Genomic DNA, 24,615 nt, shown 5'->3' with positions numbered 1-24,615 from the left:
TGGGTGGTGACCGGCGGCTCCCGCGGGATCGGGCGGGCCGTCGTCGACCGGGCGCTCGCCGAGGGCGACGCGGTCCACGTCCTGGCCCGGTCGGTCGATCCCGGCGACTGGCCGGCCGCCGTCCGGGACCGGGTGCTGCCGGTCCCCGCCGACATCGCCGACACCGGGTCGATCGACCGTGCGATCGCCACGGTCGAGCAGGTGTCGGGGTCGATCGACGTCCTCGTCCAGTCGGCAGGTGTGCACCGCGGGGGCCGGCTGGACCGGCTCGCCGACGACGCGTGGGACGAGGTCCTCACCACCAACCTGACCGGGGCGTTCCGGGTGGCCCGCGCCGCCCGCCGGCTGCTGACCGCGGGCTCGTCGGTGGTCAACATCGGGGCGGTCGTCGGGCTGCGGGGCTACCCGGGCGACGCCGCGTACGGCTCGGCGAAGGCCGGGCTGTCCGGCCTGACCCGGACCCTGGCGATCGAGCTGGCCCCGCACGGTGTGCGGGTCAACCTCGTCATCCCCGGCTTCGTGGACACCACCATGACCGCCGGTCTCTCGGAGAGCTCCCGGACGGCGGTCGTCGACGGGATCCCGCTCGGACGACCGGGGCGGCCGGAGGAGATCGCGGACGTGGTGTGGGCGGTCGCCGGGGCGAGCTACATGACCGGCTCCACCGTCGCGGTCGACGGCGGCCTGCTGGCCTCGTTCGGCGCCCCCGGTCACCGGCCCGGCTGAGCGCCCACCGCCGCGCGGTAGGCGCCCAGCCGGCCCCGGTGGAAGACGAGGGGGTCGCCCTCGCCGGCCTCCATGTGCAGCACCTCGGCCAGGACGATGACGTGGTCGCCGCCGTCGAGCTCCCGGGAGACCGTGCAGTCGATCCACGCGTGCGCGCCGGCGATCCGCGGCGTCCGGTACTCGGACAGCTGCCACGCGAGGCCGGCGAACTTGTCGGGCCCGCTGCGGGACAGGGCCCGGCACACGGGCTCCTGGCCGGCGGCGAGGACGCTGGCGCCGAGCCGGTCCGCGGTACGCACCTTCGGCCAGCTGCTCGACGCGCGGTCGACGCTGAACGCGACCATCGGCGGCTCGAGCGACAGCGACTGGAACGTGCCCACGACGAGGCCCGCCGGCGTGGCCGCGGGCGCGCTGATGCCCGCGATCGCGACCACGCCGGTCGGCAGGTGCCCCATGACGGTGCGGAAGGTGCTCCGGTCGACGGTCACGGGGCGACGAACACCGCCGTCGTGTGCTCGGTGTCCAGGTACTCCTTGACCCCGGCGATCTTCCCGTCCCGGACGGTGAACAGGAAGTGGTACAGGTTGTTGTAGACGCGGCCGTTGCGCAGCTCGGTGTAGGACTCGGTCTCCACCGCCACCCGGTCGCCCTCGGCGGTGAACGCCAGCGGGGTCAGGCGGATCGCACCGGACGTCGTCGACCCGGCGATCCCGGACACCATCTCCTTGAACGCGGCCTTGTCCTTGGTGCCGGAGATCCCCGGGATGCTGCCGGCCACCCACCAGGTGGCGTCGTCGGTCATCCGGGACAGGATCCCGTCGACGTCGCCGCTGGTGAACACCTCCATGAACTCGGTGACGGTCTGCTTGTTGCGCTCCTCGAGCGTGCTCATCTGCTCACCTCGTGGTCGGCCCGGGCCCGGCGGGCGGGCGCGGGGTCAGCTGGCGGACGACCATGTCCGCGTACCGGTCGGCGATCTCGGAGATCGGCAACCGGCCGGACGGGTCGAACCACTCGTTCGGTCCGTTGATCAGATCGAGGATCGCCAGGGTGGCCAGGCGCGGGTCCGGGCAGTCGAACTCGCCCGCGTCCACCCCCTCGGCGAGGTGCCGGGCGATCCGGTGCTGGTACTCGCGACGGAAGGACTGGACGGCCTCGAGCCGGTCCGGGGACAGGGCCCGCAGCTCCCGCCCGGCCACCCACCAGGCGTCCCGGTTGGCGCCGAGGTGGGTCACGTGGGCGCGCACGAGCTGCGCGAGCCGGTCGGCGTAGCTGCCCGGGCCGTCCAGCAGCGGCATCTGCTCGACGATCATGTCGCGGTCGACGACGTAGATCGTCTGGAGCAGGAGCTCCTCCTTGTTGCGGAAGTGGTGGTAGAGCGACGCGGCCTGGATCCCGGCCGCGTCGGCGAGCGCCCGCATGCCGACGCCGTGGTAGCCGTGCTCGCGGAACATGCGGCTGGCCAGGGCGATGAGCTCGGCCTTGCGGGTACCGGCCCGGGCGGGCCGGTGCTGCTCGCTCCGATCGGCGTCCATGACCGATGACCCTGTCATCGCCACTCCCACCGCCGGCACACGGGAGGTCGGCACGTCCGCGCCGGCCTCAGGCGGGCACCGCGGACTTCACGCCCATCTTCTTCAGCTCGGGCACCACCTTCTCGCCGAAGAGCTTCAGGCTGGCCCGCACCTTGTCGAAGGGCAGCCCGGCGAACGACGGGGCGACGTTCGGCTGGTGGTCGCCGAACAGCTCCAGGCGGTGCCGGTACTTCTCCACGATCTGCTCGGGGGTGCCCCAGATCTGGGTGTCGGCGTAGCCCGCGGCGGCCGTCTCCATCCCGGCCTCGCGGATCATGTCCGCGCCCGCCTGGTAGGCCTCGTAGCCCTTGGTCTCGCGCCAGTGCTTCCCGGCGAAGTCGTAGTGCTTCACCACCGAGAGGAAGTACCGGGACAGGTACTCGCGGGCCGTCCGCTCGGCGACCTCGGGGTCCTCGTGGCAGTAGATGAAGTCCTGGGTGAGGACCGGGCCGGGTTCGGTGCCGTGCTCGGCGCGGTAGCACTCGCGGTAGCGCTCGATGGCCGGCACGTGCTGCTCGGCCGGGTACTGCATGAACGTCATCATCCGGGCCCCGACCTTGGCCACCGCGGGGACCGAGTCGGGCGACATGGCGACGCCGTAGAGGCGGTCGGCCCAGCTGCGGCCGGCCTCCGGCGCGGGCCGGATGTCCACCCGGGGCTGGGAGTAGTAGGTGCCCTGGTGCTCGACCCGGCCGTTCCGCAGGCCCTCCAGGATCAGCGGCGCGGCCTCGTCGAACCGGCCACGGGACTCGTTCATGTCCTGGCGGAAGCCCTCGTACTCCATCTTCGCCAGTCCGCGGCCCATCCCGAAGATCGCCCGGCCCTCGGAGAGGATGTCGAGCATCGTGACCTTCTCGACGACCCGCAGCGGGTCGTTCCAGGGCAGGATCACCGCGCCGGTGCCCAGCTTGACCCGGCTCGTGCGCGCCGCCAGGTAGCTCATCAGCTGCAGGTTGTCCGGGCACATCGAGTAGTCGTCGAAGTGGTGCTCGGCGGCCCAGACCGAGTCGAAGCCGTACTCCTCGGCGAGCACCCCCAGCTCGGTCTCCTGGCGGAACATCTCCGCGTCGCTGAGGTCCTCGTGCCAGTTCTGGAAGACAAGCAGGACACCGACATCCATGGCGGTTCGCCTCTCTGAAGGGGACGGAGGGGTTGCCTAACGATCGTTAGGGCTGCGAGGGTAGTGCGGCGCGTCACAGCGGGTCAAGGCACCAACGGAGGTGACAGGGAGTCATGGCGAGCCCCCTCACGATCGATCGGGCTCCCGCGCTCGACGGCGAACCGGCCCCGGTCGATTCGCTGTCGCGGCTGCTGGGAGACCTGTCCGCCACCGTTCTCGGCGGGGCGGACGCCGAGGAGCTGATCCACCGGCTCGCGCTCCTGCTCGGCCTGCCTGTCACTCTGCGTGACGAGCATCTGGGCGTCCGCTGCTGGGCGGCACCGGCCGTCTTCCGCCTCGACGCCCCACCGGCGCTCCCGCCCGATGTCCCCGCGCTGCGGCAGGCCACCGCCCGGCTCGGGCCCGCGCGGCGGTCGGTCGTGCTGGCGCCCGCCCCGGCGCACGGGCTGGCCCGGCGGCACCTGCTCGCCGTCCTGGTCGTCGAGGGTGCGGTCGCGGGCTATCTGGACCTCGCCGAGCTCGGGCGCCCCCTCACCCCGACCGACACCCGGGTCGCCGAGCAGGCGGCCGCGATCCTGTCGGTGCAGCGGCTCGGCGAGGTCCGCACGACCCGCGCCGTCGCCCGCAACCACGACGACGTCCTGGCCGATCTCCTGCGTGGCACCCGGCCCGCGCCCGACCTCAGCCGGCTCGCCGCCCAGGTGGGACTGGACCCGACCGCCGGGCACGTGCTGGTCCGGTGCCCGGTGCGGGCCGGGCGGTCGCCGGGGGCGTGCCGCGGCGGGGTGGCCGGTGCGCTCGGCGCCGCGCTCGGCGCGGAACCGGCGGTGCTGGCCGAACCGGACGCGGTCGTGGCGCTCGTGGCCCTGGCGGGCGACGCCGGGCCCGCGGGGCTGCGCACGGTGCACGGGCTCCTGCGCGAGGGGATGGACGGGGTCGCCGCCGCCACCGGGATCCGGCGGGTGGTGGTCTCCGGGCCGGTCCGCGACGTCCCGGGCTTCCCGGCGGCGCTGTCCGAGACCCGCGAGGTCGACGGCATCGCGGCGTCGCTCGGTGCTGCGGCGGGCGTCGTCCCGGTGACCGAGCTGAGCACGCTGCGCCTCGTCGTGAGCGGCGAGCGGACCGACGTGGCGGTCCGGTTCGCCGAGCAGTGCCTGGGCCCGCTGCGGCGCAGCGACGCCGAGTCCGGCGGTGACCTGGTCGAGACGCTGCGCACCTACCTGGCCGCCGGGGCGCAGGTCCGGGCCGCCGCGCGGGTGCTCGGGGTGCACGAGAACACGGTCCGCTACCGGCTCGGGCGCATCGAACACCTGACCGGGCTCGACACCCGCCGCTTCGACGCGCTGCTCGCCGCCCAGCTGGCGTTCCAGGTCGACGGTCTCGCGACGGGCGGGCCCCGGTGAGCGCGGCCGGTGTCGCGCGGGCCGGCCGGGCGCTCGCGGCGGGTGGCCCGGTCGTGCTCGTCGACGACCACGACGGCGGCGCGCTCGTCGCCGCCGCCGACCGGATCACCACGGCCACCATGGCGTTCGTCGTGCAGCACAGCTCCGGCTTCGTGTGCGTCGCGCTGACCCGGGACGACTGCGAGCGGCTCGACCTCCCGCCGATGGTGCCGGGCGGCACCGGAGCAGGGTTCACGGTGACCGTCGACGCCGCCGAGGGCGTCGGCACCGGGATCTCGGCCGCCGACCGGGCCCGGACCGCCCGCGTCCTCGCCGATCCGGCCACCGTCCCGCGTGGACTGACCCGGCCGGGCCACGTGGCCGGGATCCGCACCGCCGCAGGCGGCGTGCTCGCCGAACCCGGCACCGCCGAGGCCGCGGTGGACCTCGCCCGGGCGGCCGGGTGCCGGCCGGCCGGGGCGCTCGCCCGCATCCTGCGCGCCGACGGCCGGACCGCGGCCGGGCCCGACCTGACCGCGTTCGCGGCCGCGCACGGCCTCGCCGTCGTCACCGTGCCCGAGCTGGTGCGGCACCGGCGCGGCGCCGAGCTGCGGGTGGAGGCCGTGACGCGCTGCCGGCTGCCCACCCGGTACGGCGAGTTCACCGCCGTCGGCTACCGCTCCCACCCCGACGGCGGCGAGCACCTCGCCCTCGTGGCCGGCGAGCCCGCCGGGCACTCCGACGTCCTCGCCCACCGGCACGACGAGTGCCTCGGCGGGGACGCGCTCGGCACCCGGTCGTGCGCCTGCCGGGCCGAGCTCGAGGCGGCACTGGCCGCGGTCGCCGGCCACGGGCGCGGCGTCGTGCTCTACCGGCGGGCCCCGGGCGGGCTGCTCGCCCATCCACCGGCCACCGACCCCGGCCCCGGTCGGGCCCTGCTGGACGCCGTCCTCGCCGACCTGGGGGTCCGGTCCGCCCACCCTGCGCTGCCGGCCCCGGGCTCCACCGACGCGGCGTCCTGACCGCCACCGATTCCCCGACAACCACCCGGGGCCGGACCCCGGCCTCCGGCCCGACCTCGCCACGGGAGGCACACCCATGACCGTCCACGACGGACTCCAGGACAGGATCGCGATCGTCACCGGTGCCGCACGGGGCATCGGCCGGGCCACCGCGCTGCGGCTGGCCGCCGAGGGCGCGCAGGTCACCTGCGCCGACATCCGGGACTGCGGCGAGACCGTGACCCTCGCCGAGAAGGACGGCGGCCGGGCGACCGCGGTCGAGCTCGACGTGCGGCGGGCCGCCGACTGGGAGCGGGTCACCTCCGCGCTGGCCGCCGAGCACGGCCGGATCGACCTGCTCGCCAACGTCGCCGGCGTCGTCAACGGCCAGAGCCCGGACACCGTCGTCGACCTCACCGAGGACGCCTGGCAGGAGGTCATCGACACCGACCTCAAGGGCGTCTGGCTGGGGATGCGCGCGGTGATCCCGCACATGATCGGCGCGGGCGGCGGGCGGATCGTCAACATCTCCTCGATGGCCGCACTGCGCGGGCTGCCCAACCTCGCCTCGTACTCCGCGGCCAAGGGCGGCGTCGTCGGGCTGACCCAGCAGGCGGCGTTCGAGTACGCCGACCGGGGTGTCCTGGTGAACGCCATCGCGCCCGGGACCATCGACACGCCGATCCTGGCCGGGATCACCGACGAGATGCGCGAGGCGAACGCCGACGCCCACCTGATCCGGCGGCTCGGCCGTCCCGAGGAGATCGCGGCGATGGTCGCCTACCTGTTCCGCGAGGGGTCGTTCCAGACCGGGATCACCTTCCCGGTCGACGGCGGCTGGGCGGCGAAGGGCAACTTCTGATGTGGGACTTCGAGACCGAGCCCGACTACCAGGCGAAGCTCGACTGGGTGGACGCGTTCGTCCGGGACGAGGTCGAGCCGCTCGACCTGGTGCTCGGCGATCCCTACGACAAGACCGACGAGACGGCACGCCGGCTGGTGCGCCCGCTGCAGCAGCAGGTCCGGGAGCAGGGCCTGTGGGCCGCGCACCTGCGGCCCGAGCTGGGCGGGCAGGGCTACGGGCAGGTGCGGCTCGCGCTGCTCAACGAGCTGCTCGGCCGGTCCCGCTGGGCGCCGACGGTGTTCGGCTGCCAGGCACCGGACTCGGGCAACGCCGAGATCCTCGCCCGCTTCGGCACCCCGGAGCAGAAGGACCGCTACCTGCAGCCGCTGCTCGACGGCGAGATCTCGTCCTGCTACTCGATGACCGAACCGCAGGCCGGGGCCGATCCGACGCTGTTCACCACCCGGGCGGTCCCGGACGGCGACGGGTGGGTGATCGACGGGGAGAAGTGGTTCTCCTCGAACGCCCGGCACGCGTCGTTCCTGATCGTGATGGCGGTGACCGACCCGGACGCGGCGCCGCACCACCGCATGTCGATGTTCATCGTGCCGCGGGAGGTGCCCGGGCTGGAGATCGTCCGCGATGCCGGCATCGGGACCGAGCCGCCGGAGCACTCCAGCCACGCCTACCTGCGCTACTCCGGCGTGCGGGTCCCCGCGGAGAACCTGCTGGGGGAGCCGGGGGCGGCGTTCGGGATCGCCCAGACCCGGCTCGGCGGCGGACGGATCCACCACGGGATGCGCACCATCGCCCAGATGCGCCGGGCGTTCGACCTGATGCTGGAACGGGCGGTGTCCCGCACGACCCGGCACGGGCGGCTCGCCGACCTGCAGTCCACCCAGGACAAGATCGCGGAGAGCTGGCTCGACCTCGAGCAGTTCCGGCTGCTCCTGCTGCGGACGGCGTGGCTGATCGACCGCCACCGGGACTACCGGGCCGTGCGCAAGGACATCGCCGCGGTCAAGGTCGTGATGCCCCGCGTGTACCACGACGTGGTGCAGCGGGCGATGCAGCTGCACGGCGCGCTGGGGATCTCCAGCGAGATGCCGTTCGCGGCGATGATGGTCGACGCCCAGGTCATGGCGATCGCCGACGGGCCCACCGAGGTGCACCGCCAGACACTGGCCCGCCAGCTCGTGCGCGACGCCGCCCCCGGCGAGCCGCTGTTCGGGTCCGGCCACCTGCCCACCCGCGCCGAGGCCGCCCGTGCGCACGTCGCCGCGCGGCTCGAGCACCTGGTCGCGAACGCGTGAGCACCGCCGCGGTCGTCGCGGTCCTCCCGCACGCCCGTGGTGCTGCCGGGCGCACCGGCACCGGTCGAGCAGGCCGCAGGCGTGCTCGCGGACCGGGGCGTTCAGCCGTGGGCGTCCCGGTGCTGACCGAGCAGGTGGACGTACGCTGCGGCCGACAGCGGGATCGAGTTGCGCTCGTCGTCGGTCAGCTCGCGCCGCACCTTCCCGGGGACGCCGGCGACCAGCGATCCCGGCGGCACCCGGGTGCCCTGGGTGAGCACCGCACCGGCCGCGATCAGCGAGCCGGAGCCGACGTGGACGCCGTTCATCAGCACCGCGCCCATGCCGATCAGGACGTCGTCCTCGACGGTGCAGCCGTGGACCACCGCGCGGTGGCCGATGGTGACGCCGTCGCCGACCGAGGCCGGGAACCCGGGGTCGGCGTGGATGACCGTGCCGTCCTGGACGTTGGTCCGGGCGCCGATCGTGATCGGCGCCAGGTCGGCGCGGATCACGCTCGTGTACCAGACGCCGCACTCGGCGCCGATGCGCACCTCGCCGGCCAGGACGGCGCCCGGGGCGACCCAGGCGTCGGCGTGCACCTCGGGCCGGTGCCCGTTGATCTCGATACCCGTGCTCGTACTCACCGTGCTCCTTCCGCCGCGGCCTCGAAGGCCCGCAGCACGTCGTCGCTGAACAGCACGAACCGGGCCTGCTCGACGGCGGTGTCCGCGCCGCGGACGGTCTCGACGGCGATCCGTGCGGCGTCGGCGACCGGCCAGCCGTAGACGCCCGCGGAGATCGCCGGGAAGGCCACCGTGCGGGCGCCGAGCTCGTCGGCGACGCGCAGGGACTCCCGGTAGGCGCTCGCGAGCTGCGCCGAGCGGTCCTCCCGCTCGGCGTACACCGGTCCGACGGTGTGGATCACCCACCGGGCGGGGAGGTTCCCGGCCGTGGTGGCGACCGCCTGCCCGGTGGGCAGGCCGTCCGGGTAGGTGTCGGCGCGCAGCCGCCTGCACTCGGCGAGGATCTCCGGGCCGCCCCGACGGTGGATGGCGCCGTCCACCCCGCCCCCGCCGAGCAGGGACGAGTTGGCCGCGTTGACCACGGCGTCGACCTCGGCCTCGGTGATGTCCCCGCGCTCGGTGACGATCTCGACGCTCACCGTGTCAGCCCCTCCTTCCGCAGCCGCCCCAGCAGCGGGATGGCCTCGATCTTCTCGTCGGTCAGCGAGTCCCACAGGATGCCGCCGTCCGGGCGGGTCCGCCGGTGCCGGCGGCAGTCGATCACGCGCTCGGGCGTGACGACAAGGTCGACCGGGGCGTCGTGGCCGGCCCACGGGATCACCCCGGCGTCGCGGAGCTGCAGCTCGTGCACGGTGGTGACGACGACGGTGGAGTCCGAGATCAGGCCGGCCGCGCGGGCCAGCGCGAACTCCAGGTCGGCGAAGCCCCCGCCCTTGCCGAGCCGGGCCCCGTCCGCACCGACGGCCACGCAGCCGGTCACGACCAGGTCGACCGGTTCCAGCTCTTCGACCGCCACCCGCCGGGCCGACCGGGTCGCGTTCGAGATGGACACCGCCCGGCGCGGCGGGTCGGCGAGGTGGTCGGGGTCGAGCAGGAAGAACGGGTCCTCCTCGGCCAGCTTCGGGACGGCCATGTAGACGGTCTTGCCGTCCTCCAGGGCGTACTGCCGCACCGGCAGCTGGGCGGAGTCCGGATTGGACTTGATCGTGCGGGCGGCGCGCCACACGTCGAGCTCGCGGAGCCGGCGGGCCGCCGCCTCGGCGCCGACGAAGTTCGAGATGCGGTTGCGGGCGCCGGGGAACCGGGCCGCCTTCTGCTCGGTCAGCGCGGTCCAGACCTCGTCGCGCAGTGCGGCCTTGCGGGCGAGCGTCTCCGGGTCGCCCCCGGCGTCGTGGTCGTGGCGGCGGCTCATGAGCGGCACTCTGCCAGGCCGGTGGGCACGTCCGCGCGGGCTCCCACCCGCTCGCCGGCGCCCGGGCCGGCCGCACCCCCCGAACGCGGCCGACCCGGCCGCCGGCGACCTCGACCGCCCCGGACCGAGGCCCGGCGCGGGCCTCTGCACGGCGCCGGCGTCCCCCCACGCCGTCGCCGGCCGCCCCCGACGCCCGTACCGGACCTCGGACCGCAGCGGTCGATTCGCCAGCAAAGCTGACTGCCGCCAAATATGCTGGCGTAGTACGGTGCGTGTCAACTCCGTTCGTGGTGAACGTGAGCCGGGACGCGGAAGGGGAGCGGTGTGAACGGAACCGGGCAGCCGGACGGCACGGCCCCGCGGGGCGGCGACGACGTGCCGGCCTCCGCGACGCTGGGGGAGCGGCTGACCACGCTGCGGAACACCGTGCATCCCGCCGACCGCGGCCCCTACACCCTCGAGGAGGTGTCCGAGGGGATCCGCCTGCGCGGCGAGACCGTGTCCCCGGCCTACCTGCACCAGCTGGAGACCGGCAAGCGCCCGAACCCGTCGCTGCAGAAGCTGGAGGCCATCGTCGGGTTCTACGGCGTCACGCTGGCCTACCTGTTCAACGACCGGGTGGCCCGCGAGGTCGACGAGGAGATCGCCCTGCTGCAGGCGATCCGCGACCAGGGCGTGAAGGACATCGCGATGCGCGCGCTCGACCTCGACCCCGAGTACCGGCGCTCGATCTCGCGGATCATCCAGGAGATGGGGGACCTGCAGCAGCGCAGCGGCCCCGGGCGCCGCCGGCGGCGCGGTGACGGCGACGCGTCCGGATGAGACCATTCCTCCCGTCCGGGGAGAGGACGGCGGGTCGCGGTGCGCTGTGCACGCGGCTCGCGACCGGCCGGCAGGCGGAGGGGAACGAGGTGCGGTACTCGAGGTTGCACCGGCGGTGCGCCGGGCTGGTGCACCGGCTCGACCGCGAGATCGGCGGTATCCCCCGGCCGTTCGACCTGAACACCCTGCTCGACCGGGTCGAGGCGCACCGCGGGCGGCCCATCGAGCTGCACGCCACCCGCGTGACCGGCGGGCCGTGCGGGCTCTGGCTCCGGCAGGCCGACCAGGACGTCATCGTCTACGCGGAGAACACCAGCACCGTGCACCAGACCCACATCGTGCTGCACGAGATCGGGCACATGGTCTGCGCGCACCGCGGCGCCTGCGACCTCCCGCTGGACTCGCTGACCGACCTCGTGTCCCCGGAGCGGGCGCAGCTGGCCGAGCACATGCTGCGCCGGTCGACGTACGGCACGGAGGAGGAGCAGGAAGCCGAGATGGTGGCCACGCTGCTCCGGCTGGCCGCCGAGACCCCGCCGGACGAGCTGGTCGACGACCGCCGGCTCACCGGTGACGAGTCCGGGTTCTACCAGCGGATGGCCGACGTCTTCGGCTAGCCATGGTCAGCCTGGTCTTCCTGCTCGTCGCCCTGCTCTGCCTGGTCACCGGCGTGCTGCGCCAGCGGTCGTGGCGGCGCCGCGGCGGCACCGGCGTGCACCCGGTCCTGCCGGCGGTCGCGGGGTTGGGCGCCGCACTGGTGCTCATCGCGCCGGTCACCCAGCAGCTGGTCGGCACGGTCGCGCCGGGCGCCGGGCGGCTGCTGTCGAACTGCTGCACGCTGCTGGCCGCGTTCGCGTTCTCCGAGATGCTCGGGTACCTGCACGGCTCCGCGGGCGCCCCGGCCGCGGCCGGCCGCCGGCGGCGGGTGGGCCTGCTGCTGGTCGTGCTCGCCGTGCTCGTGGTGACGTTCTTCCTGGGCCGGACCCCGACCGGCCCGGTCGCGCTGTTCGACTACCGGGGCGATCTCGCGCTCACCACCTACGTGGTCGTGTACGCGGCCTACCTCGGCCTGACGCTGGTCCGGATGCTCGCGCTGGCCGTGCGCGCGGTCGGGCGGACCCGTCGCCGGCTGCGGATCGGGATGGCGGTGCTCGCCGCCGGCTGCGCGCTCGGCCTGGTCTACGCCGCGGGGCGGGTGTACACGGCGGTGACCGCCTACGCCGGTCTCGGGCCGGACGGCGCCGACCGGTACTGCGGGGGACCGTTCGAGACCGCGCACTGCACGCTGGCGGTCGGCCTGCCGGCACTGTCGGTCGCGCTGATCGTCGTCGGGATCGGGATCCCGCTCCTGCTGGGCGCGCCGGGCGAGCTACGTCGCTGGATCGCCGACGTCCGGCTGGCCCACGAGCTGCGGCCGCTGTGGCGGGCGCTGTGCGACGCGCTCCCGCAGATCGCGCTGACCTCCCCCGGGGCGGTGGACGGCCGGGTCCCCCGCTACGCCGCGTCGCTGCGGCTCTACCGCCGCACGGTGGAGGTGCGCGACGGCGCGCTGTTGCTCGAGCCCTACCGCAGCCCGGGCGACACCCGCGAGCACCGGCTGCGGGCGGCGCGGGCCGGGCTCAGCGGGGAACGGGCCGACGCCGCCGTGGAGGCCGCGGACCTGGCCACCGCGCTCGACCGGTACCGCGGCGCCGCGACCCTGCCGGACGGGCCGCCGCCCGACCGGCAGGCACCCGACCCCGGGGCGGACGACACCCGGGCCGAGGCGCAGCGGCTCGCGCGGGTGTCGGCGGCGTTCGCCCGGCGGGAGATCGAGCCGCTGGTCGGCGGCGCCGGTCAGAGCGGCAGCGCGGCCCGCTGACGCCAGCCGTCCGCGGTCAGCTCGACCAGCGCCGCGGCGGACAGGACGGCGTCGACCGGCAGGAGCCCGCCGGTCGCGACGGCGAGCGCGGCGGCGTCCGGGCCCGGATCGAGCGCCAGCGTGACGTGGGGGTCCGGGTCGGGGCCGAACCGTCCGCCGTACGGCGGGTGCTCGGGCCAGGCCTCCCGCAGCGCACGGGCCAGCGCGGCGAGCGGACCGGCCGGCTCCGGCGTGGTGGCGACCATCGAGGAGCCGGCCACGGCGTGGCGGAACGTGACCCGCACCGGCCCGGTCCCGGCGCACAGCGCGCGGCACCGGTCGACGGCCGCGCCGGTCAGCTCCGGTGCCGGGACGAACGGGTAGAGCAGGGTGAGGTGGGCGGGGATCCCGGGCCGGACGGCGTCCGGCCGGTGGGTCGCGACCGCGCCGAGCACCGGGTCGAGTTCGGGAACCGGGATGACGACGGCGGTCCGTCCGGGCTGCGGCACACCCGGATTCTCACATCCGCTCCCCGAGCACCTCCGCCAGCCGGTCCAGCAGCGGGACCTGCCCTTTGACGATCTTGTCGCGGGCGTCGGCGAGCGTGAACCACGCGGCACGGTCGATCTCCGGGAAGCGCACGACGCGCCCGGACCGCGGCGGCCACTCGAGCTCGATCCAGCTGCCGTCGTCGGGGCGGTCGGCGACGGCCTCGGCCCCGTCGAACGCGGTGCCGTCGAGCGCGAACGCGGTGACCGTCTTGCGGGACTGGCGCACCGTTCCGAGGTCGACCGGGTCACCGGCGGGCGGGGCAGCGCCCAACTCCTCGGCGAACTCGCGGCGGGCCGCCTCCAGCGGGGACTCCTCGGGGCCGTGCTCACCCTTCGGGACCGACCAGGCGTGGGCGTCCTTGCGGGCCCAGAACGGGCCACCCATGTGGCCGAGCAGCACCTCGAGCCCGTCGGTGCCGCGGCGGTACAGCAACAGGCCGGCGCTGGTCACGGGGGCCATGGCGGTCCTCTCTGGCGATGGTGATCGTCGGCCGGAGCCGCCCGTCACCCTGCCACGGTGCCGGGCGCCGGTGCTCGAGGTGCCACGAGCGGACCCTTCGTGGGGAAGGCTTGCCACGACCGGCACGCTCGTGGCGCGGCACGGTGACACCGAGGAGCATCCGCTGACACGATGAGGGTCGTCTTCACGTCGCATGGCTGGAGGGACTACCAGCACTGGATCACCGGTGACCGTGCCACGCTGAAGCGCCTCAACAGGCTCGTCGACGACGTGCTGCGCGATCCCTTCGACGGTATCGGTAAACCGGAACCCCTGCGGCACGCCCTCGCCGGGGCATGGTCGCGGCGCATCAGCGAGGAGCATCGGCTGGTGTACCTCGTCGAGGGTGACGACGTCGTCATCCTCCAGGCCCGCTACCACTACGACTGACTCGGACGTCCGAGGTCGGACGCGCCGGACGCGTGGGGCGGCCGTCAGGGACGGTCGATCCGGTGCACGTGGGACAGCGGCGGGTCGACCGGGTTGTCCGGGGTCAGGTCGCCCGAGGCGACCCGGCGGAAGCCGGCCTTCTCCAGCGCCCGCCACGACGCCCGGTTCGTCGCGACCACCGGGACGACGATCGCGGACGCGTCCGGGTAACGCTCCCAGGTGGCGGCGACGGCCGCGGTGATGATGCGCGGCCCGAGCCCGTGCCCGGTGTACCCGGGCGGGCCGATCAGGTAGTCGAGCGTCACCGCGCCCGGCGGGATCTCCAGGATCGGCGCGATCTCCTCGACGTACTCCGGGTAGTCGTGCCAGCGGCACCGCTGGACCAGCCCGACCGGTTCGCCGCCGACCTCGACGACCAGGTCCTCGGACGGCTCCTCGCCGCGCATGGCCGGGCCGAAGTCCCGCTCGACGGCCTCGGCGGAGGTCTCGTGGTTCCACCAGCGGCGCACGTGCGGCTCGGCGAGCCATCCGCGCAGCATCGGCAGGTCGGCCGGGCCGAGCGGGCGGAACGTGATGGGGCCGGCCGGGACGCTGGTCGGGACGGTGCTGGTCACGGGGAAACGCTAGCGCCCACCACCTCCGCCACCCCACGCGTTTTCCAGCGCCCCGCACCACCCCCCACCGTTCCTGGACGCTCACGGAACCGGGCGGTGCTCGCGCGATCGGGCGAGCGTTCCCGGATCCGGTGAGCGTCGGCGGGGAACGGGTGTGTGGCTGGTGCTCCACCGCGCCGACGACCCCCGCGGCCCGCCGGCTCGTCCCCGCCGACGAGGTGCGGCCCTGTCCCGTCACATAGCCTCGGGGGTGTGGCGGGTCGGGGCCGTCACGGGAGGGGGACAACGGATGCCGCGTCGCGAGTACAGCCCGGAGGAGATCGAGGCCGCCAAGCAGGCGTGGCGCGACGCCGTCCCCTGGGACACCCCCATGAACCGCGGCGACAAGGTCCTGGTCTTCTCGACGCTCGGGATCATGGCGGTGATGCTGCTGTCGCTGCCGCTGCGGCCGTTCCTGCTGGCCTCGCACCCGGTGGCGCTGAGCGCCGTCACCGGCAGCCTGTCGGCGATCGGCGCCGGCGCGGCGTTCGCCCGGATCGGTGAGACCGAGCTGTGGCTGGTGATCGTCGCCGGGGTGTTCGGCATGGTCAAGTTCGACTGGCTGTTCTGGCTCGCCGGCCGCCGGTGGGGCCCGAAGGTCGTGACCTTCTTCGCGCCCGGCGAGGGCGCGCAGCGGTTCGTGGCGCGGGTCCGGGCCTGGCCGCGGTGGGCGATGCCGCTGGTGGTCGTCGCGGCGGCGCTGCCCGGAATCCCCGCGGTCGCGGTGTACGCGCTGGCCGGCCTCGGCCGGATGCGGATCGTCACGTTCCTGCTGTTCGACGTGGTCGGTGCCGCCCTGGTCACCGGCCTGGTCGCCGGGCTCGGTCACGGCCTGGGCCAGCACGCCGTCGACGTCGTCCTCACGATCGACAGGTACGCGACCTACATCAGCATCGCGCTGATCGTGTTCGTCGCCTGGAGCTCGGGCCGCCGGAAGGGCCGGGCCTCGCAGGCGGCCGCGCCGCGGGACTCCTGACGGCCGGTCAGCCGGTCACCCCCAGCCGCTGCTGCAGGCCGCTGGCCCGCCCGGCCGGACGCCCGATCGCGGCCCGCACCGCCGCCTCCGAACCGATGATCCGCACGTGCCGGCGGGCCCGGGTGACGGCCGTGTAGAGCAGCTCGCGGGTCATCAGCGGCGAGTCGGCGGGCGGCAGGACGACGGTGATCCGGTGGAACTGGCTGCCCTGGCTGCGGTGCACGGTCATCGCGTAGACGGTGCCGACGCCGCCGAGCCGGGCCGGTTCGAACGCCGCGGGCCTGCCGTCACGCAGGAACACCGCCCGCCGCCCCTCCGGGGTCCGGACGACGACCCCGGTGTCGCCGTTGAACAACCCGAGGTCGTAGTCGTTCGTGGTCACCAGCAGCGGCCGGCCCGGATACCACGGAGCGTCGGCGTCGTAGCCGGGGCGGGCGGTGTCGAGCCAGCGTTCGATCTCGGCGGTCCAGCGGGCGACACCGTGCGGCCCGCGGCGGTGCCCGCACAGCACCCGGTGCTCGTCGAGCACGCGCAGCGCCTGGTCGACGTCACCGCTCTCCGCGGCGCCGATCAGGTCGGTGGCGGCGCCCACGACCTGCTGGCGGAACGGGGCCAGCTGCTCCGGGCAGATCTCGGCCGGGTCGGCGCGGACGAAGGTGAGCTCGGCCGAGCCGGCCTCCAGCAGGGCCATCGCGGCGTCGCCGTCACCGTGCTGGACGGCGAAGGCGAACTCGGCGATCGACCCGCCGAAGCGCCAGTTGCGCTCCAGCCGGACGACCCCGTTGCGCACCACGACCGGCTCACCCGGCTCTCCCGGGTCCACCGGCCCGTCCGGCCGGTCCCCGGCGGCCGGTGACGGCGGGGCGGGCCGGTCGGCGCGGAACGCGCCGCACCGCTCCAGCGCCGCCTGCAGCGGCGGCTCCGCCCGCCCGTCCGCAGCGGCGAGGTCGCCGAGGACGGCGCCGGCCTCCACCGACGCGAGCTGGTCCGGGTCACCGACCAGGACCAGCCGGGCGTCCGGGCGGACCGCCTCCAGCAGCCGCGCCATCATCGTCAGCGACACCATCGAGGTCTCGTCGACGACCACGACGTCGTGCGGCAGCCGGTTGCCCCGGTGGTGCCGGAACCGGCCGGACGCGCCCCGGGACCCGAGCAGCCGGTGCAGCGTGGACGCCGTCGTCCCGTCGATCGCGTCGCGATCACCGGGCGGCAGCTCCTCGACGGCGTCGGCCACCGACTGGGTCAGCCGGGCCGCCGCCTTCCCGGTGGGCGCGGCGAGCGCCACCCGCAGGCCGGGCCGGCCGGGGGCGGCGTCGCGGTGCAGGTCGTGGAGCACGGCGAGCAGCCGGGCGACCGTCGTCGTCTTGCCGGTGCCGGGGCCGCCGGCGATCACCGTGACCGGGCGGAGCGCGGCGACCGCGGCGGCCAGCCGCTGCCGCTCCGCGCCGGGGTCGCCGAGCAGCCGGTCCAGCGCGGCGCACAGCCGCTGCGGGTCGACCGCCGCGACCGGGCCGGACCGGGCCGAGAACTCGCGGCGGACCAGCTCCTCCTCCTGCCAGTACCGCTCCAGGTACAGCAGGTTGCCGAGCAGCCGCAGCGGCCGGTCGGGCGGGGCCGCCGCGCCGTCGGCGACCAGCGGGCTGGCCGCGCACGCGGCCCGCCACGCCGCGGGATCGGGCCACGGCAGCCCGGACACGTCGACGGCGACCTCGCCCTCGCCCGCCGTCGTGGTCGCGACCGTGTCGAGGTCGACGCACACCGAGCCGTTGCGGATCGCCCGCACTGCGAGCGCCGCGGCGAGCACGACGTCCTCCGGCTCGGCCGGGCCGGCCGCGCCCACCGGGTCGCCGCGGCCGCCGAGCCGGGCCAGCGCGCGGGCGACGTGCACGTCACCGGGCGCCAGGACGTCGACCTCGTTGAACGCGGCGAGCAGTCCGGTGGCGGTGCGGGCCGCGCGGGGTCCGTACGGGTCGCGTTCCGGGAGGGTCGCGGCCGTGCCGATGGGCGATCCGCTGGCGCTACTCGCTGTGCTGATGGGCGATCCGCTGGCGCTGCTCGCTGTGCTGATGGGCGATCCGCTGGCGCTGCTCGCTGTGCTGATGGGCGATCCGCTGGCGCTACTCGCTGTGCCGGTCATGCGGTGCCTCCGTCCAGGACTTCGGACAGCTCCTCCACCAGCGGGGCCGGCGGGCGCCAGGCGAACACCCCGCACGGCGCCGCGAGCGGGCCGTCGCCGGTCACCGGGGTCTGCGGGCCGCACATGCCGCGCAGGAACAGGTAGCCGACCCCGCCCAGGTGGGTCGCCGGGTCGTAGCCGGGCAGCCGCCAGCGCAGGTAGCGGTGCAGGGCGACCGCGTAGAGCAGGGCCTGCAGCGGGTAGTGGGCGTCGGACATCGCCTCGATCAGCCGGGGCGCCGTGTAGTGCGCCGCCGTGAGCGGCTCCCGCCCGGCCGCGCCCACCGGGCCCAGCCAGTTGGTCTTGTAGTCGACGACCAGGAACCGGCCGTCGACCCGCAGCACCGAGTCGATGCTGCCGGTGAGGTACCCGCGCAGCGGCTGGCCCGCCAGGTCGGGGGAGTCGAGCCGGTCGGCGTAGCCGTGCAGGACGTCGCCGGGGCCCAGGTGCCGGCGCACGGCCGTGGCGAGCCCGGCCAGGGTGAGCCGGCCGGACGGTGTGTCCCCGCCGCACAACGGCAGCTCGAAGTTCAGTTCGGACAACCGGTCGGCGGGGGTGACGTCGGCCAGCGCCCGCCCGGACGCGAGCGGCCCCAGCGGCGTGCGCAGCACCGGGACCAGCGCGTCCGCGAGCTGGCCGGGGTCGAGGTCGGCGGGCTGGCGGCGCAGCTCCGCGGTGACGTGCGCGACGAGCTCGGCGCGCAGCGCGTCGTCGCCGCGGGCTGCGACGGTGGTGTCGAGGTGCTCGAGGACGGCGTGCACCAGCGTGCCGAACCCGGCGCCCGTCGGCAGGTCGGCCATCGGGGACGGGACGGCGCCGGGATCGGGCGCGGGCGCCGGGGCGGGGAGCGCCGGCGCCTCGGCGGACCCGGGATCCGGCTCGTCGCGGATGCCCTCCTGCTCGGGCTCGCTGAGCACCCCGGGGGTGACCGCGGGATCGCCGTCGTCGTCCGGGTCGGTGTGCGCCCGGTGCGCGGCGTGCGCCGCTGCGGTCAGGGCGGTGTAGGAGGTCCGCCGCCACGCCGTGTCCAGGGTGCGCCGGAACTCGGCCACCGCGGGCCGGTCGCCACCGGGCCCGGCGGGCCGGCGCACCGGTTCGCGGTCGTGCAGGGTCTCCACGACCGCCCCGCGCTCGCCGAGCCGCTCGCGCAGGAACCCGACCGCGTCGGCGTCACCGGGCACCTTCGCCGCCGCCTCCGGACCGGTGCCGGGATCGAGGTGGCCGAACAGCACCCGGTGCAGCGACGACGCGGCCGTCGTCGTCGCCGGGACCCACCACGCGACGACCTGGCTGCAGGCCCGGGTCAGGGCCACGTAGAGCAGGCGCAGGTCCTCGCCGGCCTCCTCGGCCTGGTGCAGCGCGGTGCGGCGGGCCCGGTCCGGGCCGCTCGGGCCGCCGACGTCGAGCAGCCGGCGCGGCGCACCACCGGACCCGGCCGGTACGTCGTGGTAGAGCAGCGGGTCGGGGGTGTCGTTGACCCAGCGGTCCCACGCGAAGGGCAGGTAGACGACCGGGAACTCCAGCCCCTTCGACCGGTGCACGGTGACGATCTGGACGGCGTCCGCATCGGACTCGAGGCGCCTGCTCCGCTCGGCGGCGGTGTCCCGGGCGGCCTCGCCGATCCGGTGCCGCAGCCACTCGGTGAGCGCGGTCGGGCCCAGGTGCCGCTCCAGCGCCGCGGAGTGCAGCACCTGCCCGACGTGCCGCAGGTCGGTCAGGTCCCGCTCGCCGTCCGGCCGGGACAGCAGCCGCCGGGCCGGGGCGTAGCGGGCGAACACCGCCTCCTGCAGCGCGGCCACCCCGCGCTCGGCCAGCACCTGGTGCCAGGCGCGCAGGTCGGCGCCGAGCTGGTCGACCAGCCGGTCGGCGTCGGGCCCGCACAGGTCGGCGACGGTGTGCCCAACGAACCGGGTCAGCGCCGCCGCCCGCAGCCGCAGCGAGCGCTGCGGCTGCTCGACGGCCTCCAGCAGGGTCAGCCAGTCCTGGGCCACCGCGGTGGTGAACACGCTGGTGGAGCCGGTCAGGACCGCGGGTACGCCGGCCTCGGCGCAGGCGTCGCGGACCAGCAGTCCCTGCGCGTTCGTGCGCACGAGCACCGCCACCTGCCCCGGCCGCAGCGGCGCGCCGTCGTAGGTCGCGGAGCCGTCGAGCAGCTCGGACAGGTCGACGGCGACGTCCCGCGCGACGACCGCGCGGGCGCCCGGCGCCCGGCCGAGCCGGCGGCCGGTGAGGTCCAGGCGGTCCCGGTCGACGAGCCGCAGGCGCAGCGGCGTGTCCCGCCGGGCGGTCAGCCGGCGGCCGGGATGCGCGGCCTCGACCCGGTGCACGACGATCTCGTCGTCGCCGAGCGCGGCCCCGTCGAACACCCGGTCCAGCGCCTCGAGCAGCGCGGAGTCGCTGCGCCGGTTGGTGTCCAGGGTGCGGCGCTGGGTCGCGGCCTCGGCCGCCCGCAGGTAGCTGTGCACGTCGGCGCCGCGGAACGCGTAGATCGCCTGCTTCGGGTCCCCGATCAGCACCAGCGTCGTCGCGGGGGCGTCGTGGAACGCGAGGGAGAGGATCTCCCACTGCAGCGGGTCGGTGTCCTGGAACTCGTCGACCAGCACCACCGAGAACCGCGACCGCAGGCGTTCGCGGGCGGCGGGCCCGCGCAGCGGGTCCCGGAGCGCGTCCGCGAGCCGGGACAGCATGTCGTCGTAGCTGTAGATCCGCAGCCGCCGCTTGCGGGCGTCGACCTCGCGGCGGACGGCGGCCGCGAACCCGTGCCGGGTGGCGGCCACGGAGCCGGGGTCGGCGTCGCGCGGCTCCAGCTCGGCCTGCGGGTCGGCCACCGCGCGGCGGGCCAGCGCGAGCGCCTCGGCCCGGGTGAACGCCGGCTTCCCGGCCTCCGGCTGCGCGTACTTGCGCACGTAGAAGTCGTCGACGACCTCGGTGACGACGTCGTCGACGTGCTCGACGAACTCGGCGTCCGGGTCGTTGTCGCCCGCGACGCCGAGCCCGGCCAGCATCTGGCTGCAGAACTGGTGGGTGGTCGCGATCGTGGCCGCGTCGAACGACGCCGACGCCTCGGCCAGCCGCGCCCGGCGCCGCTCCACCTCGGCCGGGTCGCCGCCGGCCAGCAGGGCCACCACCGGGTCGGCCTCCGGGGAGGGTGGCGCGGCACCCGCGAGCACGGCGGCCAGCGCCCGCTCGGTGCCGACCAGCCGTTCCCGGACCCGTTCGCGCAGCTCCTGGGTGGCGTCCCGGCCGAAGGTGACCAGCATGAGCCGGTCCAGCCCGGCGACGCCCTCGGCCACGTAGCGGGTGGCCAGCGCCGCGATCGTGTACGTCTTCCCGGTCCCGGCACTCGCCTCCAGCACGACGGTGCCGGACGGCAACGGTCCGTCCACGGTGAACGTGGGGGCGGAGAGAACCGCTGCGCTCCCTGCGCTCACGGTGCGTCCTGCCTCTCGTGGTCGAGCAGCGGCGCCCACAGCCGGGTGGCGAGCGCGCCGAACCGGGTCGGCTCGGCCCCCGCACCCGGCTCGTCGCGCGGCAGCAGCGGGGCACCCGGCCCGCGGACGAAGACGTGCGCCGCGTCGGTGCGTTCGAACTTCGACCACTCGGCGTCGGCCGCGGCCAGCGCGTTCGCCGGGGTCACGCCGCGGGCGCGGTTGCGGGCGTAGACGGCGGCCGCGTCGGTCGGCAGCGGCAGCGGCGCGCGCAGCCCGTCGCGGCGCAGCGCGACCAGGTCGGCGAGCACGGCCCGGGCCCGCGCGGGGTCCACCGGGCCGAGGGTGGAGCGGGCCGCACCGCCGGTGCCCCGGCCGATCGTCACGGCCGTCCACGACCGGTCCGGGTGCGCGGCGGCCAGCGCCAGCAGCTGCACCCACGCCCGGAGCCGGTGCTTGGCCTTGAGCCGGGAGTACTCGACCCGGACGACCACGTCGCCGTGCAGGCCGGGCACGGTGCCGGCCACGGTGATCCCGTCGAGCGCGGTGCCGGTGAGCGGGGCCACCAGGTCCTGCGAGGCCGCCTCCCCGGTCCGCGCGGCGGCGGCCAGCGCGACCAGCGGCTCCACCCGGCCGCCGACGTCGGTCAGCACCCGGCGCCCGATCCCGCCGGGCGGCAGGTCGCCGCGCAGCGTCTCGGCCCGGGCGACCGCCTGCGGCGGGGCGCCGGCGAGCCGGTCGGCGAGCAGCCGGTCGCCGATCTTCCAGGTGGCGAGCCCGTCCAGCTCGACCGGGAGCGCGTCGTCGGGTTCCTCGTTCTCCCCGGGGGGCAGCACCCGCACCCGCTGGCGCAGGAACGCCCGCACCGGGTGCTCGACGAACGCGATCAGCTCGTCGAGCTCGACGGTGTCCTCGTCGTCGGGTTCGGGCAGCGGGTCGGCCGGGAACAGCGGCACCGCCGACCGCGGGCCGCCGGCCGCCTCGGCGCCCTGCAGGGCGGCCCGGTCGAAGCTGAACGGCCCGTCGGCGAGCAGCGCGCCGGCCAGGAAGTTGCGCCGGTCGTGGGGCTGCAGGGGGTGCCGGGCCCGCAGCACGTCCGAGGCCCGCGCGCCGGAGCCGGTGCGCACGCAGGCGTCGATCGCGTCGCACAGCTCGCCGATCGGCACCGACGGCGGCCGCTCCGCGCCCGTCCGCTCGTCCGCCCCGGAGGAGACGACGACCAGGTGCTCGGTCGCCGAGCAGATCGCGTCCAGCAGCAGCTGCCGGTCCTCGCCACGCGGGTCGCGCTCGCCGACCACCGGGTCGCGGGCGAGGACGTCGTCACCGTCCGGAGCACCGGCCCGCGGGAAGACACCGTCGTCGCAGCCCAGCAGGCACACCACCCGGTGCGGGACCGCCCGCATCGGGACCAGCGTGGCGACGGTCAGGGTGCCGGTCCGGAAGTTCGCCCGGCTCGGGCGGCCGCGCAGCCGCTCCGCCAGCAGGCCGCGGACGTCCGGCAGGTCCAGGTCGACGGTCTCCGCCTGCGGCCCCGCCGTGTGCAGCACGTCGGCCAGCTCGGCGCGGGCCTGGGTGGCCTGCCAGGCCTCGGACGCCGGGGTGTCGGTGAGCGCGGCCAGGCCCTCGCCCAGCGCGGCGACCCACCGCGCCAGCGGCTGCGGCCCGCGCAGGGCGCCCAGCACCGTGCCGAGCCGGTCCACGATCTCGGCCAGCCGGCCCACGAGGTCGACGTCGGACGAGTCGACCTCGTCGAGCGGCAGCGCCGTGCCGAGCCAGGCGGGCGCGCCGGGCGTCTCGGCCATCGCGACGCCGACGAGCAGCCGGTCCAGGCCGGCCCGCCAGGTGTTCTGCCCGACCCCGTCCAGCTTGTACGGGGCGCGGTGGCCCGCGTCGAGCCCCCACCGGACACCGGCCGCGGTGACCAGCTCGGTGAGGCGTTCGAGGGCGTCGTCGTCGAGCCGGAAGCGGCGCCGCACCGGCCCGGACGCGATCAGGTCCAGCACCTGCGACGCGGTCAGCCGCGAGCCGGCGAGCTCGAGCAGCGAGGAGACCGTGCCGAGCAGCGGGTTGGCCTGCCGCAGCGCCCGGTCCGCCAGCCGGACCCGGAGCAGGTGGCCGGGGTGCAGCTCGTCGCGGGACGGCCCGGCCGCCGCGCCCGGCGCGGACGGGTCGGGAGCCAGCCCGAACGACGCCGTGATCAGGGGCGCGAACACCTCGATGTCCGGACACATCACCACGATGTCGCGCGGTTCGAGGGTCTCGTCGGCGGCGAGCAGGCCGAGCAGCGCCTCGCGCAGCACCTCGACCTGGCGGTCCGGGCCGTGGCAGGAGTGCAGCACGACGCTGCGGTCGGCCGGGTCGAGCAGCGGCCGGTCCCCGGGAGCCGGCGGCGGGACGTCGTCGCGCAGCGCCTCCTGCAGCCGGCGCAGCAGCGTCGGCGGGCCGCCGGGCCCGGGCGCCCGGTGGTGGGTGTCGGTGACGCCCGGCCCGGTGGCGGGCAGCCGCAGGGCCAGCTCGCGGACGTCGCGGCCCAGCGAGCGCAGCAGCGGGTTGCGGACCTGCCCGGCGCTGCCGTCCGACGCCCGGGTGGGCGGCGCGGCCGGGCGGCTCCGGCGCACCGCGTCCCACATGACGGGGGAGGGGTGCGGCAGCCACAGGTGCACGTCGCGGTGCACCGACACCGCCTCCAGCACGCCGAGGTGCTCGGCGGCGAGCCGGGTCGGCCCGAACAGCGACAGCCGCTCCGGCACCCCGTCGCCGGGGGACGCACCGTCACGCAGGGCCGCGACCGCCGCGTCCAGCCGCTCGGCCGGGCCCGGGACGCCCAGGCGGGCCCGCAGCCGCCGCCAGAGCTCCGGCTGCCAGGCCAGGTCCGGAGAGACCTCGTCGGCGCCGCGCCGCCAGTTCCGCAGCAGCGCAGGACGGTGCGTCGCGTAGGTGCCGAACAGCCCCGCCAGCGACCGGGCCAGCGCGTACCGGCGGCCGTGACCACCGCGCTCGAGGTGGGCGGCCAGCCCGGCGAACCGGTCGTCACCCGAGCGCGCGGCCTCGTCGATCAGCTCCAGCAGCGGCCAGACCGCGCGCCCCGGCGCCCACGGGTCGGTCTCCGGGTCGGCCCCGGTCACCGTGTCGACGATCTCGCCGAGCAGCGCCGCCGGGGCCGGGAACACCACGTTCGCGCACACCCCGCCCGAGCCGGACCCGGCGCCGAGCCGGTGCGAGAGGCGCTGGGCCAGCCACCGCTCGACGCCGCGCTCGGGCACCGCGACGACCTCGGGCGTGAACGGGTCCGCCGCACCCGCCGCGAGCACGCCGGCGAGGGCGTCGACGAGGGTGTCGGCGCGTTCGGCGCGATGGAGCTCCAGCACGCCCCGCACGCTATCGGCGACCCCCGACAGCAACC

23 protein-coding genes are annotated in these 24,615 nt (G+C 75.9%); 10 read left to right on the top strand and 13 right to left on the bottom strand.

All coding sequences use genetic code 11. From position 1 onward, the window contains the following. The first annotated feature begins 6 nt into the window (after positions 1–6). On the top strand, positions 7–726 hold the full coding sequence (locus H7X46_RS16980; RefSeq protein WP_370588817.1) for an SDR family NAD(P)-dependent oxidoreductase: 720 nt from the start codon (positions 7–9) through the stop codon (positions 724–726). Here the strand turns inward: H7X46_RS16980 and H7X46_RS16975 are convergent. The 4 genes from H7X46_RS16975 to H7X46_RS16960 form a co-directional block, all read right to left on the bottom strand. Then, a complete protein-coding gene (locus H7X46_RS16975) occupies positions 711–1,214 on the bottom strand; it encodes a flavin reductase family protein (protein WP_370588816.1) in 504 nt (167 codons plus the stop codon). The genes H7X46_RS16980 and H7X46_RS16975 overlap by 16 nt on opposite strands. Then, entirely contained in the window at positions 1,211–1,618 is a 408-nt protein-coding gene (locus H7X46_RS16970; RefSeq protein ID WP_186360338.1) for a nuclear transport factor 2 family protein, read from the bottom strand. The genes H7X46_RS16975 and H7X46_RS16970 overlap by 4 nt, the downstream gene beginning before the upstream one ends. A 4-nt stretch (positions 1,619–1,622) precedes the next feature. Next, positions 1,623–2,261, bottom strand: a complete 639-nt coding sequence (locus H7X46_RS16965; RefSeq protein ID WP_186360337.1) for a TetR/AcrR family transcriptional regulator — start codon at positions 2,259–2,261, stop codon at positions 1,623–1,625. 67 nt (positions 2,262–2,328) lie between these two features. Beyond that, the gene (locus tag H7X46_RS16960; RefSeq protein ID WP_186360336.1) at positions 2,329–3,420 is read right to left on the bottom strand and encodes an LLM class flavin-dependent oxidoreductase; all 1,092 of its coding nucleotides are present in this window, start codon (positions 3,418–3,420) and stop codon (positions 2,329–2,331) included. Between the two features lie 113 nt (positions 3,421–3,533). Between H7X46_RS16960 and H7X46_RS16955 the strand changes: the two genes are divergently transcribed. From H7X46_RS16955 to H7X46_RS16940, 4 genes are all read left to right on the top strand, one after another. Beyond that, complete coding sequence (locus H7X46_RS16955; RefSeq protein ID WP_186360335.1) at positions 3,534–4,823, top strand: CdaR family transcriptional regulator; 1,290 nt, start codon at positions 3,534–3,536, stop codon at positions 4,821–4,823. Then, complete coding sequence (locus H7X46_RS30740) at positions 4,820–5,824, top strand: 3,4-dihydroxy-2-butanone-4-phosphate synthase (protein WP_186360334.1); 1,005 nt, start codon at positions 4,820–4,822, stop codon at positions 5,822–5,824. Before H7X46_RS16955 ends, H7X46_RS30740 begins: the two co-directional genes overlap by 4 nt. A 76-nt stretch (positions 5,825–5,900) precedes the next feature. Then, on the top strand, positions 5,901–6,665 hold the full coding sequence (locus H7X46_RS16945; RefSeq protein WP_186360333.1) for an SDR family NAD(P)-dependent oxidoreductase: 765 nt from the start codon (positions 5,901–5,903) through the stop codon (positions 6,663–6,665). Beyond that, positions 6,665–7,960, top strand: coding sequence for an acyl-CoA dehydrogenase family protein (locus tag H7X46_RS16940; RefSeq protein WP_186360332.1), 1,296 nt, complete (start codon positions 6,665–6,667; stop codon positions 7,958–7,960). Before H7X46_RS16945 ends, H7X46_RS16940 begins: the two co-directional genes overlap by 1 nt. Before the next feature lie 101 nt (positions 7,961–8,061). Here H7X46_RS16940 and H7X46_RS16935 read toward each other — a convergent pair whose 3' ends face one another. Genes H7X46_RS16935 through H7X46_RS16925 form a run of 3 tightly spaced genes read right to left on the bottom strand, consistent with a single transcriptional unit; the run spans position 8,062 to position 9,877 of the window. Next, positions 8,062–8,586: a gamma carbonic anhydrase family protein gene (locus tag H7X46_RS16935; RefSeq protein ID WP_186360331.1), complete on the bottom strand. Its 525-nt coding sequence runs from the start codon at positions 8,584–8,586 to the stop codon at positions 8,062–8,064. Then, positions 8,583–9,104: an O-acetyl-ADP-ribose deacetylase gene (locus tag H7X46_RS16930; protein ID WP_186360330.1), complete on the bottom strand. Its 522-nt coding sequence runs from the start codon at positions 9,102–9,104 to the stop codon at positions 8,583–8,585. Before H7X46_RS16930 ends, H7X46_RS16935 begins: the two co-directional genes overlap by 4 nt. Then, complete coding sequence (locus tag H7X46_RS16925; RefSeq protein WP_186360329.1) at positions 9,101–9,877, bottom strand: 5-formyltetrahydrofolate cyclo-ligase; 777 nt, start codon at positions 9,875–9,877, stop codon at positions 9,101–9,103. Before H7X46_RS16925 ends, H7X46_RS16930 begins: the two co-directional genes overlap by 4 nt. 324 nt (positions 9,878–10,201) lie before the next feature. Between H7X46_RS16925 and H7X46_RS16920 the strand changes: the two genes are divergently transcribed. The 3 genes from H7X46_RS16920 (at position 10,202) to H7X46_RS16910 (ending at position 12,560) form a co-directional block, all read left to right on the top strand. After that, on the top strand, positions 10,202–10,699 hold the full coding sequence (locus H7X46_RS16920) for a helix-turn-helix domain-containing protein (protein ID WP_186360328.1): 498 nt from the start codon (positions 10,202–10,204) through the stop codon (positions 10,697–10,699). 89 nt (positions 10,700–10,788) lie between these two features. Continuing rightward, positions 10,789–11,316 (top strand): hypothetical protein, encoded by a 528-nt coding sequence (locus tag H7X46_RS16915; RefSeq protein WP_186360327.1) that lies wholly within the window; start codon positions 10,789–10,791, stop codon positions 11,314–11,316. Positions 11,317–11,318: 2 nt separating this feature from the next. Further along, positions 11,319–12,560, top strand: coding sequence for an MAB_1171c family putative transporter (locus tag H7X46_RS16910; protein ID WP_186360326.1), 1,242 nt, complete (start codon positions 11,319–11,321; stop codon positions 12,558–12,560). Here the strand turns inward: H7X46_RS16910 and H7X46_RS16905 are convergent. Both H7X46_RS16905 and H7X46_RS16900 read right to left on the bottom strand, forming a co-directional pair. After that, on the bottom strand, positions 12,536–13,048 hold the full coding sequence (locus H7X46_RS16905) for a 2'-5' RNA ligase family protein (protein WP_186360325.1): 513 nt from the start codon (positions 13,046–13,048) through the stop codon (positions 12,536–12,538). The genes H7X46_RS16910 and H7X46_RS16905 overlap by 25 nt on opposite strands. 10 nt (positions 13,049–13,058) lie before the next feature. After that, positions 13,059–13,550, bottom strand: coding sequence for an NUDIX domain-containing protein (locus tag H7X46_RS16900; protein ID WP_186360324.1), 492 nt, complete (start codon positions 13,548–13,550; stop codon positions 13,059–13,061). A gap of 171 nt (positions 13,551–13,721) precedes the next feature. On the opposite strand from H7X46_RS16900, the gene H7X46_RS16895 reads away from it, so the two are divergent. Further along, positions 13,722–13,979 (top strand): Txe/YoeB family addiction module toxin, encoded by a 258-nt coding sequence (locus tag H7X46_RS16895; protein ID WP_186360323.1) that lies wholly within the window; start codon positions 13,722–13,724, stop codon positions 13,977–13,979. Between the two features lie 44 nt (positions 13,980–14,023). Here the strand turns inward: H7X46_RS16895 and H7X46_RS16890 are convergent, their stop codons facing one another. After that, positions 14,024–14,593 (bottom strand): GNAT family N-acetyltransferase, encoded by a 570-nt coding sequence (locus H7X46_RS16890; protein WP_370588815.1) that lies wholly within the window; start codon positions 14,591–14,593, stop codon positions 14,024–14,026. Between the two features lie 289 nt (positions 14,594–14,882). Here H7X46_RS16890 and H7X46_RS16885 point away from each other — a divergent pair, with 289 nt between their 5' ends. Then, a complete protein-coding gene (locus tag H7X46_RS16885) occupies positions 14,883–15,608 on the top strand; it encodes a DedA family protein (RefSeq protein ID WP_255426152.1) in 726 nt (241 codons plus the stop codon). 7 nt (positions 15,609–15,615) lie between these two features. On the opposite strand, the gene recD is transcribed toward H7X46_RS16885, so the two are convergent. Genes recD through recC form a run of 3 tightly spaced genes read right to left on the bottom strand, consistent with a single transcriptional unit; the run spans position 15,616 to position 24,580 of the window. After that, positions 15,616–17,745 carry an exodeoxyribonuclease V subunit alpha gene (gene recD / locus H7X46_RS16880; RefSeq protein WP_186360322.1) on the bottom strand — a complete coding sequence of 710 codons (2,130 nt, stop codon included), beginning with the start codon at positions 17,743–17,745 and terminating at the stop codon, positions 15,616–15,618. Next, on the bottom strand, positions 17,742–21,215 hold the full coding sequence (locus H7X46_RS16875; protein ID WP_370588814.1) for a UvrD-helicase domain-containing protein: 3,474 nt from the start codon (positions 21,213–21,215) through the stop codon (positions 17,742–17,744). Before H7X46_RS16875 ends, recD begins: the two co-directional genes overlap by 4 nt. After that, positions 21,212–24,580: an exodeoxyribonuclease V subunit gamma gene (recC, locus tag H7X46_RS16870; RefSeq protein WP_186360320.1), complete on the bottom strand. Its 3,369-nt coding sequence runs from the start codon at positions 24,578–24,580 to the stop codon at positions 21,212–21,214. Before recC ends, H7X46_RS16875 begins: the two co-directional genes overlap by 4 nt. Positions 24,581–24,615: the final 35 nt, after the last annotated feature.

This window comes from Pseudonocardia sp. C8 (assembly GCF_014267175.1).
In the GTDB taxonomy this organism is placed as follows: domain Bacteria; phylum Actinomycetota; class Actinomycetes; order Mycobacteriales; family Pseudonocardiaceae; genus Pseudonocardia.
Note: the sequence above shows the minus strand (reverse complement) of the source record. Positions and strands in the feature narration are given on the sequence as shown.

Excerpts from the sequence above, each read along its gene's own strand:
- H7X46_RS16970 (WP_186360338.1), bottom strand. The coding sequence starts at position 1,618 with ATGAGCACGCTCGAGGAGCGCAACAAGCAGACCGTCACCGAGTTCATG.
- H7X46_RS16965 (WP_186360337.1), bottom strand. The coding sequence starts at position 2,261 with ATGGACGCCGATCGGAGCGAGCAGCACCGGCCCGCCCGGGCCGGTACC.
- H7X46_RS16960 (WP_186360336.1), bottom strand. The coding sequence starts at position 3,420 with ATGGATGTCGGTGTCCTGCTTGTCTTCCAGAACTGGCACGAGGACCTC.
- H7X46_RS16955 (WP_186360335.1), top strand. The coding sequence starts at position 3,534 with ATGGCGAGCCCCCTCACGATCGATCGGGCTCCCGCGCTCGACGGCGAA.
- H7X46_RS16945 (WP_186360333.1), top strand. The coding sequence starts at position 5,901 with ATGACCGTCCACGACGGACTCCAGGACAGGATCGCGATCGTCACCGGT.
- H7X46_RS16940 (WP_186360332.1), top strand. The coding sequence starts at position 6,665 with ATGTGGGACTTCGAGACCGAGCCCGACTACCAGGCGAAGCTCGACTGG.
- H7X46_RS16925 (WP_186360329.1), bottom strand. The coding sequence starts at position 9,877 with ATGAGCCGCCGCCACGACCACGACGCCGGGGGCGACCCGGAGACGCTC.
- H7X46_RS16910 (WP_186360326.1), top strand. The coding sequence starts at position 11,319 with ATGGTCAGCCTGGTCTTCCTGCTCGTCGCCCTGCTCTGCCTGGTCACC.
- H7X46_RS16900 (WP_186360324.1), bottom strand. The coding sequence starts at position 13,550 with ATGGCCCCCGTGACCAGCGCCGGCCTGTTGCTGTACCGCCGCGGCACC.
- H7X46_RS16895 (WP_186360323.1), top strand. The coding sequence starts at position 13,722 with ATGAGGGTCGTCTTCACGTCGCATGGCTGGAGGGACTACCAGCACTGG.
- H7X46_RS16885 (WP_255426152.1), top strand. The coding sequence starts at position 14,883 with ATGCCGCGTCGCGAGTACAGCCCGGAGGAGATCGAGGCCGCCAAGCAG.
- recD (WP_186360322.1), bottom strand. The coding sequence starts at position 17,745 with ATGACCGGCACAGCGAGTAGCGCCAGCGGATCGCCCATCAGCACAGCG.